The sequence below is a fragment of the Segetibacter sp. genome (assembly GCF_025963695.1).
In the GTDB taxonomy this organism is placed as follows: Bacteria; Bacteroidota; Bacteroidia; order Chitinophagales; family Chitinophagaceae; genus Segetibacter.
The window spans coordinates 30,658-47,285 of the sequence record NZ_JAOQAH010000029.1 but is presented as its reverse complement, the minus strand read 5'-3'; the positions used below and the strand labels follow the sequence as shown (position 1 = coordinate 47,285).

Annotated in this window: 16 protein-coding genes; 5 read left to right on the top strand and 11 right to left on the bottom strand. The window is 41.3% G+C overall.

The window, feature by feature from the left end:
- Positions 1–49: 49 nt before the first annotated feature.
- The gene (locus JWR87_RS04275) at positions 50–631 is read right to left on the bottom strand and encodes a flavodoxin family protein (protein WP_297816011.1); all 582 of its coding nucleotides are present in this window, start codon (positions 629–631) and stop codon (positions 50–52) included.
- Positions 632–1,218: 587 nt separating this feature from the next.
- Between JWR87_RS04275 and JWR87_RS04270 the strand changes: the two genes are divergently transcribed.
- Positions 1,219–2,031: an SDR family oxidoreductase gene (locus JWR87_RS04270; protein WP_297816007.1), complete on the top strand. Its 813-nt coding sequence runs from the start codon at positions 1,219–1,221 to the stop codon at positions 2,029–2,031.
- A gap of 41 nt (positions 2,032–2,072) precedes the next feature.
- Positions 2,073–3,080, top strand: a complete 1,008-nt coding sequence (locus JWR87_RS04265; RefSeq protein ID WP_297816004.1) for an SDR family oxidoreductase — start codon at positions 2,073–2,075, stop codon at positions 3,078–3,080.
- Positions 3,081–3,357: 277 nt separating this feature from the next.
- On the opposite strand, the gene JWR87_RS04260 is transcribed toward JWR87_RS04265, so the two are convergent.
- The 5 genes from JWR87_RS04260 to JWR87_RS04240 form a co-directional block, all read right to left on the bottom strand.
- A complete protein-coding gene (locus JWR87_RS04260; protein WP_297816001.1) occupies positions 3,358–4,050 on the bottom strand; it encodes a DUF2490 domain-containing protein in 693 nt (230 codons plus the stop codon).
- A gap of 6 nt (positions 4,051–4,056) precedes the next feature.
- Positions 4,057–5,388: a sorbosone dehydrogenase family protein gene (locus JWR87_RS04255; RefSeq protein WP_297815998.1), complete on the bottom strand. Its 1,332-nt coding sequence runs from the start codon at positions 5,386–5,388 to the stop codon at positions 4,057–4,059.
- 644 nt (positions 5,389–6,032) lie between these two features.
- Positions 6,033–7,208 (bottom strand): esterase, encoded by a 1,176-nt coding sequence (locus JWR87_RS04250; protein ID WP_297815995.1) that lies wholly within the window; start codon positions 7,206–7,208, stop codon positions 6,033–6,035.
- Positions 7,209–7,462: 254 nt separating this feature from the next.
- Positions 7,463–7,861 (bottom strand): hypothetical protein, encoded by a 399-nt coding sequence (locus tag JWR87_RS04245; RefSeq protein WP_297815991.1) that lies wholly within the window; start codon positions 7,859–7,861, stop codon positions 7,463–7,465.
- Positions 7,862–7,938: 77 nt separating this feature from the next.
- Positions 7,939–9,156: a hypothetical protein gene (locus tag JWR87_RS04240; protein ID WP_297815989.1), complete on the bottom strand. Its 1,218-nt coding sequence runs from the start codon at positions 9,154–9,156 to the stop codon at positions 7,939–7,941.
- A gap of 537 nt (positions 9,157–9,693) precedes the next feature.
- Here JWR87_RS04240 and JWR87_RS04235 point away from each other — a divergent pair.
- Complete coding sequence (locus JWR87_RS04235; RefSeq protein ID WP_297815986.1) at positions 9,694–10,083, top strand: Dabb family protein; 390 nt, start codon at positions 9,694–9,696, stop codon at positions 10,081–10,083.
- Between the two features lie 49 nt (positions 10,084–10,132).
- Here the strand turns inward: JWR87_RS04235 and JWR87_RS04230 are convergent, their stop codons facing one another.
- The 3 genes from JWR87_RS04230 to JWR87_RS04220 all read right to left on the bottom strand — a co-directional run bounded on the left by JWR87_RS04230 (position 10,133) and on the right by JWR87_RS04220 (position 11,791).
- Complete coding sequence (locus tag JWR87_RS04230; protein WP_297815981.1) at positions 10,133–10,471, bottom strand: DUF202 domain-containing protein; 339 nt, start codon at positions 10,469–10,471, stop codon at positions 10,133–10,135.
- A 256-nt stretch (positions 10,472–10,727) separates the two neighbouring features.
- Positions 10,728–10,991, bottom strand: a complete 264-nt coding sequence (locus JWR87_RS04225) for a hypothetical protein (protein WP_297815979.1) — start codon at positions 10,989–10,991, stop codon at positions 10,728–10,730.
- A complete protein-coding gene (locus JWR87_RS04220; protein ID WP_297815976.1) occupies positions 10,973–11,791 on the bottom strand; it encodes an ion transporter in 819 nt (272 codons plus the stop codon). Before JWR87_RS04220 ends, JWR87_RS04225 begins: the two co-directional genes overlap by 19 nt.
- A 407-nt stretch (positions 11,792–12,198) precedes the next feature.
- Here JWR87_RS04220 and JWR87_RS04215 point away from each other — a divergent pair, with 407 nt between their 5' ends.
- A complete protein-coding gene (locus JWR87_RS04215; RefSeq protein WP_297815973.1) occupies positions 12,199–12,501 on the top strand; it encodes a hypothetical protein in 303 nt (100 codons plus the stop codon).
- Between the two features lie 243 nt (positions 12,502–12,744).
- Positions 12,745–13,416 (top strand): carbonic anhydrase family protein, encoded by a 672-nt coding sequence (locus JWR87_RS04210; protein WP_297815971.1) that lies wholly within the window; start codon positions 12,745–12,747, stop codon positions 13,414–13,416.
- 415 nt (positions 13,417–13,831) lie between these two features.
- On the opposite strand, the gene JWR87_RS04205 is transcribed toward JWR87_RS04210, so the two are convergent.
- Both JWR87_RS04205 and JWR87_RS04200 read right to left on the bottom strand, forming a co-directional pair.
- Positions 13,832–15,052 (bottom strand): aminopeptidase, encoded by a 1,221-nt coding sequence (locus tag JWR87_RS04205; RefSeq protein WP_297815969.1) that lies wholly within the window; start codon positions 15,050–15,052, stop codon positions 13,832–13,834.
- A 336-nt stretch (positions 15,053–15,388) separates the two neighbouring features.
- Positions 15,389–16,618: a PKD domain-containing protein gene (locus JWR87_RS04200; protein WP_297815967.1), complete on the bottom strand. Its 1,230-nt coding sequence runs from the start codon at positions 16,616–16,618 to the stop codon at positions 15,389–15,391.
- Positions 16,619–16,628 lie beyond the last annotated feature (10 nt).

The following is a 16,628-nucleotide window of genomic DNA, read 5'->3' as shown; positions in this document are numbered from 1 at the left end:
AAGAATGTTACTCCTAAACATGGTAACGGTCAAGTTTGTTAAACACGTGTTACCGGTTGGCATACTTCAGCATTTGCCCAACCATCTTTTGGGCCGTTGAAAGATATTCTTCTTCATACTTTTTCCAAAGTTCTTCTCTTGTTGTTTTAGCTCCTTTTGCCTGCCCTTCGTACATAACGGAAAGTGTTGCATACGGTGGAAGCACTATTCCTATAGCGTTATAGAAATTAGCTACATCAGCAATAATATGTTGTGCACCATCGCTGTCGCCGGTAATCACAATTCCGCCAACTTTGTTTTCAAGCCTTGATGGTTTTCCTTCCAATATTCCATCGTGAACATGATCAAGTCGTTCAATTACACGTTGCATTTCTGAAGACATGTTGCTCCACCAGATAGGTGTTGCAAATATGATGATGTCTGATGCAATAATTTTAGACAGGATGGGAGGCCATTCATCTCCGGGGCCCATATTATCATAAGTTCCGGGTAGAATATGATGATTTACAAGTTTAATAATTTCGCTGTCAACCCCATTCTTTTTAAGTTGTTCTGCCAAAAACTCCGATAGGACTTCGGTATTTGATAATCCTTCTTTCTTTAAGGTGGCAAGTAAAATAATAGCTTTCATTAGAGTTTTAATTTAAATCGATGGAGAGATTAAGAGTGAACTAAAAATACAGAGGTGCTTCTCATGTGTGTGGCTGGTAATGCTAATTCGGGTTGCTCAGCCCATTGGTGTTTGCAAAAGAGTTTATGCAAGTACAATGCCCGCAAAGCAATGTACAAAATGGATTAGCAATGGCCTCGGCTGGCGTTAATACATGCTGCACAGAAAGATACAGATGAATGGAGCGTCGCAACTATGAAGCATTAAGACTGCTGCGGGAAACCATCAAAAAAAAAGCAGAAGGTCCTTTTATCACCTCAAAAATTTTTATCCCGTTTTATGGTGCAAAAATTTCACATATGTGCCCCAAATAAGTTAAAGCACAATTTGTAATTTATTATTATTTGCTTTTATGCTGTAAGAGTTCAACAAAAATTACTGGTATCTCTATTGAGGTAATTAACAGGGGAATGTATAGTGGGGTAAGTTCGTTACAAGCTTTGTTTGTTTATTCAACATCGTTGTGTCACTCCCTTGTATTTTCTGTTCTTTAAGCAGCAAATATCATAGCCTATAACTTTCAACTATCAATATAAACTAGAAAACAAATGTCGACAAATAACAACGGCCAGAAAGGTTATGCGCTTATAACTGGCGGCACCAGCGGTATTGGCTACGAACTCGCAAAATGTTTTGCCGAAGATGGCTATAACCTTGTACTTGTAGCCCGAACGGAGGAAGACCTGCAACGCAGTTCTTCTGAATTGTCAAGACAATTCGGGGTGCAGGTTACAGCCATTGCTAAAGACTTGTTTCAACAGAATGCACCGTCTGAATTGTACGATGAAGTAAAGGGTAAAAGCCTTACAATAGATGTTTTGGTGAATGATGCAGGACAAGGTCAATACGGGTTGTTTGTGGAGCAGGACCTTCAACGGCTACTGGAAATAATACAATTAAACGTGGTATCACTTACCAGTTTGACACACCTGTTTCTAAAAGACATGGTAGCAAGAAATAAAGGAAAAATTTTGCAACTGGCATCTATCGCATCGGAGCTTCCGGGTCCTTACCAGGCTGTGTATCACGCCACAAAAGCCTACGTGCTACAGCTTACGGAAGGGTTGATAAGTGAATTAAAAGATACAGGCGTTACTCTTACGTCGTTACAACCGGGAGCCACAGATACAGACTTTTTTAACAAAGCCAATATGCTGAATTCTAAAATATTAGACAGTGGACTATCAGACCCCGCAAAGGTTGCAAAAGACGGGTACCAGGCTTTAATGAAGGGTGATGACAAGGTAGTTTCGGGCCTTAAAAATAAGATAATGGTAGGCATGAGCAATGTAATTCCGGACGATAAGGTGGCAGATCAAATGAACCAAATGCAAGGTCCTAAATCGGAAGAGGACAGGTAATTTTTAAGTTGTAATCAATATTCAAATTTAAAATTCGAACAATGTCAGAAGAAGAAAATAAACTGAGCCGCCGGCAGGTGATAGGATTAGGTGCAGGTATGGCGGCTGCAGTTGTAGCGCCGGGAATGTTGGCTAAAGGAAGTCCTGCAAATGGGGCCGCTGATGCAGAAAATCTCGTTGATCCTACGAGCAAATATCCTAAACCACCCTTTAGTGGTCAGTCGCAGCCCTGGCCCGGTTTGGCAAGTAAAATGAATCCTCGTCCTGATCATGGGGAGACAAGTTATAAGGGTTCAGGGCGTTTAAAAGGTAGAAAAGCCCTGGTAACCGGGGGTGACTCCGGGATGGGAAGAGCTGCTGCAATTGCTTACGCAAGGGAAGGTGCAGATGTAGCCATAAACTATCTTCCTGCTGAGGAACCAGATGCTAAGGAAGTAATTGCGCTTATAAAAGCAGAAGGTCGTAAAGCAGTAGCTATCCCGGGAGACATAAGGGAGGAGACTTTTTGTAAAAGATTGGTAGCAGAAGCTGTCAGCGCACTTGGAGGACTTGATATTTTGGTGAATAATGCTGCGAGACAACAGACACGTCCCACTATTCTCGACATTTCGTCTGAGGATTTCGACGCTACAATGAAAACCAATGTTTATGCTCCCTTCTGGATCACGAAAGCTGCATTGCCACATATGCCTGCAGGATCTTCGATTATTGCCACTACTTCGGTACAGGCTTACGATCCGTCGGGTGAATTACATGACTATGCGCAAACTAAAGCGGCCAATATGAGTTATGTAAAGTCGCTCGCAAAGCAATTGGGGCCAAAAGGCATCCGCGTAAACGGTGTTGCACCGGGCCCTATCTGGACGCCGTTACAAGTAAGCGGGGGATCAACACAGGAAAATCTTAAACAATTTGGAGGAGACACCCCTCTTGGTCGTCCTGGTCAACCCGTTGAGCTTGCATCTATTTATGTACAACTTGCTGCTAATGATGCAAGTTATTCAACAGGGCAAGTGTACGGTGCCGCAGGAGGAAGTGGACAACCTTAATGTGTAGGCGGACCGGGGGTAAGGTAATCTCTGTAACACTTTGCGTATTTCTCGCAGTTACTCTCCCCGGTTTGTTGTTTTTTTTAAGGCAGCGTTACCCGGAGGTTTTCCGCTGAGGAACGCGGAGTACTAAAAGTGTTAACACAGGGTGTTTACCGGTACTTTGTGGCCTGGGTTTATAAAACATAAAAGGCACTGTAAATCGATCTTACAGTGCCTTTCTTTAGTATTCTAACTGGCTGATGAGGTGGAAATGAGTAGAACCCCATTTCCTTTTTTAGAGTGTTGTGGTAAACATAAGCTGAAGTACATTGCTAACAGTAGCTCCGGCTTTATCTTTTTGCCGCCAGTTGTAATAACCAATCTCCGTATCAATCTTTTTACTCCAACGGTAGCCTAAGCCAATATAAGCCCTGTTCTGGCTAAGAAAATGGTTGTTCACCCTTTCTTTGTGGAGGATATTCATAAACACTTCGTTTTGCACCGCGGTGTAAAGCCCTTTGCTAAAGTCTTTGTTTGCTACAACAGGAATTTGAAAACTCAGGAAGCTGCGAAGACGTTGAGAAAAATCAAAAGTGTTTTCTTCTTTTACAAAGCGCTGCTCTAACCTGAAGCGCAAGGATAACTCCGTACGCTTTAGGTTGTGGTTGTAAAGATATTGTTGGTATATCCTGTGCTCAAGCTGGTAATTCAACACTGAAAGTTCTTCTTCCCAGTCTCCCTTGTAAGCGTATCCCAATGCGACCGAATGTTTATCATTGAAGTTATAAGACAAAGCACTGCGCAGCAATAGGCTTTTAAGCCGTTTCACTTTATCTGAAGAGCGTACCTGTACATCGGCCAGAATATTCCATTTCTTTGAAACCTCCTGTGCATGAGAAAGGAAAAACCAGGCGTTATTTTCATTTGTTTGCCCAAAGCTATTTGGGGCAACAATAAGAAAGATGATACTAATAATCGCCTTGTTCATTCTTTCTTATTTGTTGTTGGCGGTTATTCTCCATATAGTGTTAGAGGCATCATCTGCCACCAACATGGCATTTTGCGTAAAGGCTATGCCAACAGGACGACCATAAACTTTATTGTCTTCGCCGGTTAAGAAACCGGTTAAAAAATCCTGCGGCGTACCGGAAGGCTTTCCATTACTAAAAGGTACATAGACAACTTTATAACCTGCAAATTGTGAACGATTCCATGAACCATGTTGCCCGACAAATGCTGCACCTTTAAACTTTCCCGGCAGTATATTTTTTTCGTCGAAAGCCAAACCTAAAGAGGCAGTATGTGAGCCAAGGTCAACATCAGGAACAAGGGTCTTTCTAACTAACTCAGGTTTTTGCTGATCTTTCATTCGCGGGTCTTCGTGCTGCCCGAAATAAGCGTAGGGCCAGCCATAGAAAGCGCCTTCCTTTACGCCTGTAATATAATCCGGTACCAGGTCGTCACCCAAGCCGTCTCTTTCATTAACCGCCGTCCATAAAGTATTAGCGCCGGGTGCCCAACCCATACCAACGGGATTACGCAACCCGGCAGCAAAAATTCTTTCTCCCGTACCATCAGGATTAACCTCTAATATATTTGCCCTTCGTACTTCATGCTCCATTCCATTTTCACCAACATTGCTTCCTGATCCTACAGAAATATAAATCTTTGAATTGTCTTTACCTGCAATTAAGTTTCTTGTCCAATGGTTGTTGTAGCCACCAGCAGGTAGCTCTAAAATTTTTTTACCGGCAGCGGTAATTTTATCTGAACCGGGTTGATAAGGAAACCGCATTAAACCGTCGGTATTGGCAACATAAAAATTATTACCAATAATCAGCATACCATAAGGCTTGTTGAGATTTTCAACAAAAATGCCTGCATATTCTGTTTTGCCATCTCCATCTTTGTCTCTAAACAAAAGCACTTTGTTACCACTATTTCCTAAATTCTGTGATTTGTTTCTACCACTGATAGCTCCCTTAACTTTTTTGATTGCATTTGCATCGGTGCTTGCTTCAGCAACAAGAATGTCGCCATTTGGGGCTATATAAATATTTCGGGGATTGTTTAGATCCTCAGCAAATTTTGTTACCGTAAACCCTTCGGGCGCGATGGGAGTTTTGCCTTCCGGCCATCCTATAACATTGCTAAATTTTGTCTTTGCTTCGGTAGCAAAAGGAGCGGGTAACTCAACCTGTTGTCCCTGTGTTGTTTTAACAGAAGCCTCCTTGTCAGTATTTTGTTCTTTTTTTGACGGTTCGTTTTTACAGCTGATACCAAAAAAAATCAAAAAAACAGCGGGGGCTAGAAGTTTACGGAGCATAATTGTACGGTTTGTTTTGAAATTACAAAACACGTACCCCTTCATAATAGTTGAATACCGCAGATACAAATTTTCATCGTTCTTGATGTAGTAACGGACCCGGTTCAATAATAAATGCCTGCAAGTGATCCAGTAGTGCATGTTCCAGCTGGCCCTCGCTAACCAGGTGCTGAAGGAATATTTAGGAAATCAAAAAAATAATGAGTTTTTATCGGATCCTATTGTCGTGCCAGGATCAATTTTCTGTTGTGCCTCTTTACATGCAACTGCTCTGTCTGCTTACAATCACCTTAGTAATTCAGGTGCCCTCAATCCTTTTATAGTGATTTTTTCGGCAATTGTTTCTCTCAGCCTTCACCCATAAGCAGCCCTGTCTTCACCATTTTGTTTAAACTCAACAATGTGATAGTCAAACGAGCCAGTTTCTAAAAGTTATGGGCCTGTTTACCGCTTTCACCAAATTGGCATAAAAGCTTAAGTGTGCCTGGTTAATGGCTTGTATTAATTGACCGAACTTCATTGACATCAATTGTAAAGAGGGTAGTATTTAAATGCTTTTGCACCTCTTGCAAGCACTTTCCTGCACGATCTAAAAGTCAGCCTTTCGGCTCACCTACATCGAAGGCTATAATTAGTAACAGCATTTATTTCTTAAACAAAAGCGGCGTAAACTGAAGCAGGTAACTTCTCCAATTGCTCCAGATATGACCCCTTGTTGATTCCACGTATTTATAAGGGAAACGTAAATGGTCGAGCCTCTTTTTATAGTCCTGCAGTGGGTCATATAAGCCGTCAGTTGTACCTACTCCCATCCAGTATAGTTGAAAGCCTTTTTTCATCTGTAAAGCCAGTTTCTCCTCTAAGTTGTTGTAAGCGGGAATTGTCATGTTTACAGTCTTAAAATTAATGCCGGGCGAAAAAAGGCCTATATAATCGAACATATCAGGATGGTTGGCAGAGATAAACAACGAATGAAATCCACCCATCGACAAGCCGGCAACAGCTCTTTTAGACTTTTTAGCTTGGGTTCGATACCGTTTATCTACAAAATCAACAATCTCTTTAAAAGACAATTCATAGCTTCCTTCTTTGTAGCCGGGAAGCGTGTTACTCATAACAGGACGATAAGCCAGGTTTTCTTTTGTCTCTCCCGGTGCAGCCTGCTTCGAAGGATTTCCATTTGGCATTACTACGATCATCGGTTCAGCTTTTCCTTCAGCAATCAGGTTGTCCATAATTCTTGGCACAGCGCCCAGGCTCACCCATGCCTCTTCGTCGCCGCCACTTCCGTGTAGCAGGTACAGAACAGGGTAGCTCGTCTTGCTTTCCTCGTAGCCGGGTGGTGTATACACAGTCATACGCCTGCTGGTGTTAAACGTAGCCGACGTGTACCAGCTACGCGAAACGCTGCCATGAGGAACCTCCTTTACGCTGTAATAATCACCGTTTCCCTTGTTAGTGAAGAATACACTGAAAAGGTTACCAACGTCGCGCACCACAAATGCGTTGGTGGGATCGAGCAGCTGAACACTATCAACATTAAACGTATACAAATACATGTCTGATGGCAAGCCCCCGGTCGTAAAGCTCCACACCCCATTGGCGTCTTTTGTCATTGCCCCCTTGCCGCCGTCGGCCTCCCAATCACCTTTTACGGTCACAAATTTTGCAACCGGCGCTTTCAATCTAAAGGTCACCGTGTTTCCTTCATTTACCTGCGGAGAAATGATACTGCCGGGGCGAAAGCCGGTATTTTGTTGTGCACGTGCCCCAATACTTACCAGGGCGGTAAACAGGATTGCAAGGAACTTTTTATTCATAAGTTTTGTCAAAGAAAGAAAAGCCATTTGGGGTTCGAAAAAAGTCGGCTTTAACAACTTCGGTGGTAGTTCGTTTATCATGCCGCTAAATTGCTCTTTTAAAAATACGATTTGTTTATTTAAATATTTCTACTGTTGCAGTAACAGTAAAAAAGCCGGGTTCTCATTCCGCAGCATATGTATAAAGGTGCATCATATCAGGGCGGCCACTATCTCCCACCAAAACTTGTGAGTAACACAACTTATCTTACGTCTTAATACAAACCTTTCTCTAATCCTAAAGCCATACATACCCACTTGTTGTTTTTATCAATATAAAAATCGTAGGCGCGTCTATACTCTTTAGAGCTGGAAGAATACTTTTGTTGGGTGGCGGTATTATAATTTTCGGTGGTTAAGGTAAATTTGGCGATCACTTTATATACCATTGTATTTTTATCCTGGGCCGTACTGTTTCCATACTCCATCGTCCGCGCAACTGGCCTGGAGATGGTGAACTCCTGAAACGTTATCGTGCGGTTTGATCCTGGCTGACTTAAATGGTTTGGTCTGTTTACGATCATCTCTTTAAATAACTTTTCACTTGCAGGAGCGGGATCTCTAAAAGATGAGGCGCTTATAACAACAAGCAAAAGAAGCAAGGCGGTTCTCATTATTTTTTTGTTTATACAACAATATAGTTCAATTTATCGCTTTGCGATAGAGGTTACTAAACGATAAGGAAAGCTTTCTAAAAAGCTTCGTTTAAACCCAGGAAAAATCCTCTTCTGCCGTACCTGCCGAAACCATAATCGAGGCATAAGTTGGTGCGGGTTGCTTTATTGAAGAGCACACGTAAACCCGCGCCACCCCCCGGTTGCCATTGTTCAAAAAGCTTTGTTCCCAAATCATTGTTGGCGGTTTGCAAGTGAAAAAAAGTAACACCACTTAAAAACTTATTTCGGGTAATCGGGAAACGGTATTCTACTTCTGAGTGATTATACCTGGTACCATTAAAGTAGCCAACAGTATAACCTCTGCCGCTATGTCCGCCAGCATCTCTGCCGGTTCCGGGTAATTCAAGATAGGGAAGTGCGCCACTAATTAAATACGAACCCCAGTTCCAGAAGGCAATAACATGTTCAGGTCGATTTGTAGAAAGACTGAGGTATTTTCTGAAATCAGAGGTCACTTGTAAAGCGCCTTTTGTACTACCCATCCATTTTTGGTTAACACGAATACCGGCATCAGCATAAATGCCTTTATAAGCCCTGTTCTGGTTGTCGCGCGATGTATATTGTATGCTGAACAGTAAACCGTTAGACATATAATTGCCAGGATCAAAACCGTATTTGTTATTGTAAATGTTGTAAGGGGTGAGTGCATTTTCTGCCACTTCCCTTTGTTGAATTTTATCCCTGATATCAAAGGAAACACCAGCTCCAATAAAAACACTTTTAAAAATCTCCTTATAAATCTTCTCTCTGAAATTGAAAAGCAAAGATTGAAGTACCCGTTCTACCCGGTCCGGATTGGTAAGCACTCTGTCTTCTTCAGTAGAGCCGCCTGCACGACCAATGCCTAATCCAAAATCGGGTGTCACGGTTTTAGCTACTACCAGGTTGCCTTGCACATTCCACCTGTTACTATTGGTAAAAATGTTGTGGTTCACATAAAAAAGAATAATCCCTTTTGTAGTTATCGAAGCCGATGTAGCCGCAACAGACATGTAAGTAGTGGGGTCTGTACCCAATTTTCTGCCCGCTACTGCCTTAATGCCAATCTGCGATCCGATAGTGGGATTAGAAGCAATATTGGGTATAATGGTTATACCCGATTTTGTACGAGCCGGACCTGGTGGCCTGTTTGGATGTAAAATGCCGGTGACTAAATCCCCTACATCGTATTGCTCATCCAGGTTTTCGGTTGACGTCGCCGGTATTTGAAAACGACTAGAATCTGTTTTCAAGGTATCAACAGGAAGTTTTACCTGCGAAAAGGCATTAATATGGATAAATAGAATGAAGGGAAATAGCGAGCCTCGCAATAATTGAGAAAGTTGCTTTGCCGGTTTGCTACTGTATACCACTGACCTTACCAAATCTTTACATTCCAAGTTGACATTGTTTACGTGGTTTGTCGGGTACAAATATTAAACCATCGGGCTGCAAGTTGTAACAATTCTAACTGAGATAGGTGAAAGCAACAACAATAAAGGTAAAAACACCGTGGTAGGGGAGATGATTATTTTTTTGGTACAAGCTGAGGTAATCCTAATGAATCATCGTTGCGTCGCATTTCGTTTATCGGTAGAATATGTATGTGGCTTTCTTCATGATTGCAATTATGCCTCATTCTGCCACTGTTGAGTGTACTTCACCAACAGCATACGTGCATCCTGGTTTGCGGGGAAGAACGTCTGCAAAGGAGACAGAATAAGATCTTATAAAGGTTATATTTGGCGCATGCCCACCAACAAACATTCTAGAAATATAAAAATCAAAGCATGAAGAGCCTGAAGTTTGCCATTCTATTAATAATGCTTGCTACCATTAGTTCGTGTTCCTTGTCAAAGGCTAATGCTCCTAAAGCAAAGAAGCTACGCCATGTAGTGGCGTTTAAGTTTAAGCCTGAAATAACAACCGAACAGATGCAAAAAGCAACTACAGATTTTTATAGCCTGAAAGCCCAAATTCCACAAATAATAGACTTTGAGGGCGGGGCCGATGTAGCCTTCCAAAAAAAGAATGGTAAGTATACTCATTGCTTTATCGTTACCGTACACAACGAACAAGATTTAGCTACTTATGGTGCACACCCAATTCATAAAGCGTTCAGCAAATCAGTTGATCCGCTTTTGGCTGAGGTTATGGTAGTAGACTACTGGGCGGATTAATAGCGTAGCATTTTAACTGTTGCAAAGGCTTAAAAGGCAAAAAGAGCCTTTATGTTTCTTCTGTGTCTATATTGCCGCCCACCTGCTTTCTGCTGTTGGCAATCTTCTTTTTCTGGCTTAAATAGGTTGCAACACCTGCAATTAACAGCAGAAAAGAAATAATAAAAAATACAACAACTACAACAGTTGCGTATTTAAAAACAAGCAGCTCACTAATACTTAAACCAGCAATGGAAAAATAAAGAGAGGTACGCAAAAATGAAAGTAGTGTTCTCTGGTTCGCCATTACGGTTCTTTCAATTGCCAGCTTTTCTCTTAATACAAGGTCTTTATTAATTTTCGTTTCGTACATGTCGTGTTTTATCCTGTGCAAATCTGCAAGAGACATACCATGCGGCTTCGCAAGTAAGTTTTGTATTATAAAAGTGATTTTTGGGATGGGGTGAGATGAGTGCGAGCAGCGGTCGTTGTGTGCCCGACTAACAACAGTAGTAAGGCTTTTATGCGTTAAGGTCTTCTTTAACAACAGCACTTGTCAGTTTTGGTTGCATTATTGCTAACTCGCTACAAAACAATTTCAAGTAAAAAGCTCATTAAAAATTAAAGGGCATCATCTACCAACTTAAACTAATTCAAAAGCATTTTTAAAGCGACGCCTGGTTGTATTTAAAGCTTATTGCATTTAGAGCAGCTACAGGAATTTTGTTTTTTATTAAGCTTACTGAAATAGCTTTTTGCTTATTTCGCCTTCCTGCTATAATAAGATGAATACTTGTTAAGCTATAGGCAATACAACCTGCAAAAACAGCGCTTCCTTCGGTCTCTTGCCAATCATCTTTTGTTGGGCTAACGGGTATACCGCCAGCGACTGCTATTGGTATACCCCCTCTTAAAGTAACGCTCCACAATTCTTACAATACTTTGCGTCCAGGTCATGACCTTCTTTACTGCAATTGGGGCAAACCTCGTTTTTTTGTTCCTTTTTGCTTGCTGCCCGGGCCATTTCGGTAGTAACGATACCTGTTGGTACGGCTATAATGCCATAACCCATCAGCATAATAATACTTGCAACAAACTTACCCAAAGGCGTTACAGGTGAAATGTCCCCATAGCCAACGGTAGTAATGGTAACAATTGCCCAGTAAATGCTTTCTGGTATACTGGTAAAGCCATTCTCTCCCCGCTCAATTAAATACATCAGCGAGCCTAGTATAATTACCAGTGTTAACACAACAAGCATAAATATACTGATCTTCGTAAGGCTTCCTTTTATGGCGCCTCCCAAAAACTTCATCTCGGAAAGGAAGTGGGTGAGCTTAAATATTCTAAATATCCTTAGAAGTCGAAGTCCTCTAAATACCAATAAGGATTGAGCACCCGAATAGATTATACTTAAGTAACCTGGAATAATCGCAAGCAGATCAATCATGCCAAGGAAGCTAAAGACGTAACTCAAAGGTCTTTTTATACTTAGTAAACGTAAGATATACTCGAGGGTAAACAAGATGGTAAAGAGCCACTCGAGGTTATAGAACAAGACGCCATACATATTATGCCATCGCTCAATACTATCCAGCATTACGATTACAATGCTTGCCACAATTAATATTAATAGCGACACGTCGAACGCCTTACCCGCATTGGTATTTGATTCGTAAATGATCTCATGGAGCCTTATCCTCCACCTTTTTTCATTTTCATTTTCCATGTAAGACTATATCAGAAACGGTTTAGGTATTAAAGATAAAGACATGTTTAAAAGCAGTAGAAAAAATCGGACTGGTTAGCCCGATACAGCAACACGTTGCGGGAGTATTAAAAGCCATTCTTTGTAAGACCTCAATTTCAAATTGAGCTGCTTTTAATACTATTTAAAAATGTTAACAGAAATAGCAGTACAGTGATAAGTGAGCGGTATAGCTCCATAAGTACCCATATTTTTTCTTTGCCTGCAAAATATAATAAATGACGAACTTTCAAACGAACGAAAAGCGCTGCCAATATTTCATTTTAAAATATTACAAGCAAGACATTTTTTATCTATTTAAGCACTTTAGGCAATAGTCATTTGAAATCGCATAAAATTTGCTGATTATTTTTTTGTAAAAATGCTTTATGCTGAAGTTTCTGCTAACGATATTACTTATTAGCGCAGGAATAAGAATTGTTACCGGAAATGGTGCATGGATGTTTAAGCCGGATTTTGAAAAGACTTGTTTTCAAGACAAAGAAGACGGGAAAGGAAAAGGCGAGAAAAAGCAAACCGAAAAACCTGCTGATGATACCTTCCCTCTTGCGTTCGCTGTTCATTTCGAGGCAATAAATGTCGAAGAAATTGCTCCAGTACTTTTACGGCATCATCAACTCTATTACAGTTTTTTTAACTCGCCTAATACACCTCCTCCCGACTGGGCTTAACCCGAGATTTATTTCTATTACTCGTAGAAGGAGTTCGAAATTGTTTTTTAATTACGGGGAATGAACCGCAAAGTGGCACAATGAGTTACAGATGAACGGAGCGTCGCAACGGGTGATGCTGCAGGTATCGGCCGCCGATAAAAAAAATTAAGCCGCTTCAGTTCTATTCGTCAATCAAAACCTTAATGAGTAAATTTTAAAAAAAGTCTGTGTTGCCATAGTTAACCTTTAAATCTTTAAGCTATGAGAACTTTAAGTAAAGAGTTGCAGGAAAAAATTACTCCGCAGGAGGCGTTGAAAATATTAGAAGAAGGAAACAAGCGTTTTGTACAAAACATTAAAATGCACCGCGATTTACTTGAGCAGGTAAACACCACCCGCGACGGGCAATGGCCCTTTGCAGTAATCTTGAGCTGCATAGACAGCCGAACCTCTGCCGAGTTGATTTTCGATCAGGGTCTCGGGGATATTTTTAGTGTTAGGATAGCAGGCAATGTTGTTAATGATGATATTTTGGGTAGCATGGAGTTTGCCTGCAAAATTGCCGGTTCAAAATTTATTTTAGTATTGGGTCATACAAAGTGTGGTGCGGTAAAAGGTGCATGCGACCATGTAGAAATGGGGCATTTATCTAAATTGCTTTCTAAAATACAGCCGGCAGTACAGGCCGAAAAAACTACGATAGAAAATAGAACATCGGGCAACCCTGACTTTGTAGAGAATGTGGCAAGGATTAATGTACTAAGAAATGTTGAGGAGATTTTGAACAGAAGCAATATACTACGGGAGTTGGTGGAAGAAGGCAAAATTGGAATTGGAGGCGCAATGTATGATGTGGCATCGGGCCAGGTTGAGTTTTACGAAGACACAATGATTATGAGTAAACCGAGGGAGGCAGAATTGCTAATGGCATGAAGAATGGAAAAACTAGTTTTGGAGCCCGTTTTACTGACGGGCTTTTTGGTATAGTGCCATATTATCAATATATCAATAAAAGGTCTTTTTAAGAGCCACAGCGAGAATGGCCTAATACAGTTCCTTGTTATGCAAAAAAATTCAAGAAAGGAACGAATACTTTCTTGAATTTTCCGCCGTGCCTTAATGTAATGGTTGTGCTACTGTGGCTTCGGCATTTGTAATTTCATGCTTGTTACTGAAACCACTTCGAACTCTTTACCTAGTTACCGTTTTCGAACTCTTTTTCGGGTATGGTACAACCGTTAAAGAACAGAAAGTTTATTTAAGTTTAAGCCTGATAGTTGCGGAAACGTGCTTTCTATTGAAAAGAGATTGCTCTGTTCCTTATAATAACGAGGCATTTAATACAGATCTAGTCCAACATAAACTGCCCATCTTTATAAATCACTCTTTCAGTGTTATCGCGAAGCGTGGCAGTAACAGTCCTGTTGCTGGTGCTTATAATATCTGTGTGCACTTTAGGGCAACTGTTATAGCCCATATCGTACCACTGTTTATCAGCAACCGTTGACATGTCGCCTGTAAATGTATCCTTATACGCGTTACCCAGGGCTATGTGTGTATTGCCAAATTCTCCACCCATGTTTTCATCAAAAAGGGTAGTAGCCATAAATTTTGTAATGCGTGAGTGCCTTTTGTCTGTCAATGAAAATTCTCCCACCTTGTCGGCATTCTCCTGTGCTATCATTTCTTTCAATGCGTCTTCGTTCTCTGTTGCAGACGAAGCAACGACAACGCCATTTTCAAAAGTCAGTGACACACCTGCAATACGTTTGCCTGAATAGTATAGAGGCTGATTAAAACTGATAGACCCGTTGGTGCCTCTCCAGTCAGGGGATGTAAATATTTCAAAGCTGGGAATGTTTTTTCCGCCACCGCTTAGCCACTTCCTATGCCGACCTATCTGCACTTCAAGATCTACATCGTCACCCTTTATGTGCAATTTCTCAATTTCCAACAAATCCAGCTTATCTTTTATGTCTTCGATCTCTTTTTGCACCGCCTTCCATTTCATTACGGGATCATCTTCCCCCAGGTAACATGCCTCAATAATCTGCTCCCAGTATTCCTCTAATGTTAGCCCTGCTTCGTTAGCCATTGAATGAGTTCCGTACAAGCAAAGCGACCACGAAAGCTTTCCTGCCTGCTCTTTCTCCTCCCGCATCTTCATATAAGGTGCCCTGGCACTGTTCATCATACTGATCCTAGTAGAAGGCAGTCCTTCCAGGTAATGAATGTCAGGCTCTGAAATAATAAACAAAATGTGGTCTGTGGCATCAACAATACCTTGCCAGTAGGGTTTCGCAAAAAAACTTATTTGTTCTTGGGTTCCGTTCTCAAGTAGAAAGCGGGGAAGGCTAGTGTCTTTGGTGTTGTTCGGTAAATAATGAGTTATTACGTTTCCGCCGGTTTCATAAATCTCTTTTGCAATAGCCACAAAAAGTGCTTTAGTACATTCCTGCCCCACCAGGAAAACCGTATCACCTTTATTAATGCCATTGCCGTTATTAAGGGCATAGTGCACCATTACCTGTGCATATTTTTTCAGCAGACTTTCATCAAGGTCTATCATAGTAAGCGTAGTTTAAAGCCAACGAAGTTATGCAGGATTGGTATAAGTGAAAGGCAGTAACTGGTAAACAAACAAGTACTAAAGACCAGGGTGATTTTTAATTTGGATGCAAACAATGAGTTAGATGACCAACATGCATAGGCCTACCTGCTTTTTAGTGGAAAACAGTTAATACCTGGGTAGACAGACCATCTAATTCAAGAAAAATAAAAGTGTGGGAAGATTTTAAACGTGACGAAGTTATGAAAGACTGTTACGACACGATGGAGCATCACGTATCGGCCAGTAATAAGTAGCAAGCCAATTCATATGGAATTGATTTAGATGCGCCATGGGCTATTTGAAGCTCCAAAAATCCAGGGCATCCTTATTTTCGCTGGTATAACCTAAACCTGCATAAACGGTTCCATTCACCGAAACTGTTCTTACCTCGTAAGCCGCCTGTCCCGGATAGTCGTCATCCATTTGCTTCCATTTGTCAGCTGAAGGGCTATAGCGCCAAACCTTCATGCGCAAATTTTGATTGGAAGCGGTGTGATTAGAGTCGGTGATAATATACCCAAAGCCGTTTAGAGAAAACCCACTCTTGTTAAACAGCGATGTTGGTAAGCCGCTTTTCTGCTGCCAGGTGTCTGCAAGCAGGTCGTATTTCCAACACTTGCCGTCTTTCTGAATGCAATAGCCTTCGCCGTCAATAACAAAACCTGTTTCAGGCGCTACACCTGGAAATCTATTTTTAAGTGTATACGTATCGGTCAAAGGATCATACTCAGTAACCTGGCTGTTGGTGCTGCCTACCAAATAAGCTTTGTTACCAATGATCAACGGACTTGAATAGTCTACGTGGTTAGGACCAACGGGGGCGTTATTTTTTGTTGTCCATTGATTCGTTAACACATCGTATTGGCGTGAAGTGCCGTTTCCGATAACATAGCCGACGTTATTAATACTAAATACAACCGAAAAATTTAAACTGGCATTTTCGGTTGGTAGCTGGCCCTTTTTTGACCATGTGTTTTCCTGTAGATTATAGTACCAAAACGTTCCAATCTTGCTTACAGCAAATACTTTGTCCTGGATACCAATTAAAAAATTTATGCGATTGCCACCAACGAAGAAATCGTCTGGTGGTACAGGGCGAAGCTTTGTCCAACCTGGAGTAGCTTGATTGAAATTATTTATGATAACTGCAATGGTATCTTTTGCAAATAACCCTTCAGAATCTGTTACTTTCAATTCAAATTGGTACGTGCCCTCCACAAATCCGGTTACCCCCGTTTGTACCGCACTAGCATCGGCCATCGTCGCTACTGGTGAACTGCCAACACTTGTCCAGGTGTAACCAGTTATATTGTTATCGGGGTCAGTTGAAAGACTTCCATCAAGATTAAATTGATGGGTTGTTATGGAAACCGTTTGATCAGTACCAGCATTGGCAATAGGTGGTCTATTAATCCTGGTGGAGTTGGCGCTGTAACAATCTACACAGGTTAGTTCTTTTTGACAAGAGGCAAAAAACGTGAACGTCAGTAACCAAAAAAGCGTTCCTTTTTCGAGCAGCGGCATACATTTAGTT